The sequence below is a fragment of the Nonomuraea sp. NPDC003201 genome (genome assembly GCF_053590415.1).
The window spans coordinates 1-1816 of the sequence record NZ_JBSFTC010000701.1 but is presented as its reverse complement, the minus strand read 5'-3'; the positions used below and the strand labels follow the sequence as shown (position 1 = coordinate 1816).

Genomic DNA, 1816 nt, shown 5'->3' with positions numbered 1-1816 from the left:
CGCGTGGCCCCCCTGGCCGCCGAGGAGGCCCGCGACCTGCTGGAGCTGCGCCGCTCCCTCGACCCGCTGGCGATCGGGCTGGCGGCCGAACGGCGCACCAAGGCCGACATCGCCGCCATGCGCGCCGCGCACGAGGGCCTCAAGCCGCTGCCCGGCAACCCTGACTACGAGCAGTTCGTGGCCCACCGCAAGTTCCACGCCGCCCTCTACGCGGCCTCCCACAACGATCTGCTCATCCAGACCCTCGACGGCCTGTGGGACAAGGCCGACCGTTACCGCCGCCTCGCCCTGGAGGTCGAACGCGGCCAGGCCGCCCGCGACCGCAAGGCCGCCGAGCACGAGGCCCTGCTGGAGTACGTCATCGCGGGCGACGCGGAGTCGGCCGCCGAGGTGATGCGCGAGCACATCGACACCAGCCTCGGCGCCCAGGCCGCCTGGCGCCTGCGCAAGCAACCCGCCGAACCTTCTTGATACGGACGACGGCCGGGCTCGGCGCGAACCGCCGGGCGGGCGCCGGGCAGCGTCAGGAGGCTCCGGGCCGGGGGTGCGCCTGCTGCTGTGGCGCCGTCCAGCTGGTGAGGAGCTGGAGGGCCTGGGCGGTCGCCGAGCCCGGTTCGACGTTGTAGACGCACAGGGTCTGGTCGACGTCGCCGGGTGCCTGGAAGGACTCGTAGGAGAAGTGGAGGTCTCCGACGAGGGGGTGGTGGTAGGTCTTGGCGCCGTGGGTGCGGCGCAGCACGCGGTGGTCGTTCCACCAGGTGGAGAACTCTGGCGACTTCAGGGTGAGCTCCCCGACGAGGTCGGCGAGCTGGCGGTCGTTGGGGTAGCGGCCGGCCTCCAGGCGCAGGACGGCGACGGTCTCGGCGGCGATCCGCTCCCAGTCGCCGACCCTTTCGCGGGCCTCGGGGTCCAGCAGGTAGTAGCGGGCCAGGTTCCGCCGGGGCGCGGGCAGGGCGTCGAAGTCGGTCAGCACCTCGCGGGCGAGGCGGTTGGAGGCCAGGACGTCGGTGCGGCGACCCAGGATGAAGGCGGGCACGTGGTCGAGGGTGTGCAGCATCAGGTGCAGGCCCGGCCTGACCCGCTGCGGGCTGACCGGAGCCCGGCGCGCGTCGGCGGGGCGGACCAGCAGGTTGGTGAGGTGCTCGCGCTCGGAGGGGTTGAGCCGCAGGGCCCGGGCGAGGGCCTCGACGACCTCGGGTGACGGGGAGCCGCCACGGCCCTGCTCGAGCCGGGTGTAGTACTCGGTGCTGACCCCGGCCAGGCGGGCCACCTCGTCGCGGCGCAGCCCGGGCACCCGGCGGGTGCGCCCGTCGAAGGGCAGCCCGGCCTCCTCGGGAGTGATCCCGGCGCGCCGTGAGCGCAGGAAGCCGGCGATCTCGCTGCTTCGGTCCATGTCTCCAGTGTGGCCAAGCCGGGCACGACCGGTCCTCACCAGGGTGGCCCTGACAGTACCAGTTTCGCGGAGACCTGCCTGGTGGGGGCCCATTTTGACGGCCTGCGAGGGCCCGGCGGGTGGTGTCCTGATGGAGGAGCTTGCGGCGATACGAGCCGCGGCCACCGGCTCACTTCACCCACCTTGGAAGGTACACACCATGACCACGCAGACTTCCGCCCGTCCCCTCACCGGCCGCGTCGCGGTCGTCACCGGCGCCTCCAGCGGCATCGGCGAAGCCGCGGCCGAGCACCTGGCCGAGCTGGGCGCCCGCGTCGTCGTCCTGGCGCGGCGCGCCGAGCGGCTGGCCGACCTGGTCGCCCGGATCGAGAAGAACGGCGGCCGGGCGCTGGCCCTGGCCGTCGACGTCACCGACGCGGCGGC

General features: G+C 73.8%; 3 protein-coding genes. 2 read left to right on the top strand and 1 reads right to left on the bottom strand.

The window, feature by feature from the left end; translation table 11 throughout:
• The coding region (locus ACWDX9_RS62915; protein WP_449973387.1) for a GntR family transcriptional regulator at window positions 1-471 on the top strand (471 nt) is incomplete at its 5' end.
• A gap of 52 nt (window positions 472-523) precedes the next feature.
• Here ACWDX9_RS62915 and ACWDX9_RS62910 read toward each other — a convergent pair.
• Window positions 524-1393 carry a helix-turn-helix transcriptional regulator gene (locus ACWDX9_RS62910; protein ID WP_449973386.1) on the bottom strand — a complete coding sequence of 290 codons (870 nt, stop codon included), beginning with the start codon at window positions 1391-1393 and terminating at the stop codon, window positions 524-526.
• 199 nt (window positions 1394-1592) lie between these two features.
• On the opposite strand from ACWDX9_RS62910, the gene ACWDX9_RS62905 reads away from it, so the two are divergent.
• Window positions 1593-1816, top strand: a 224-nt coding sequence (locus ACWDX9_RS62905; protein ID WP_449973385.1) for an SDR family NAD(P)-dependent oxidoreductase, incomplete at its 3' end; no start/stop codon positions are given.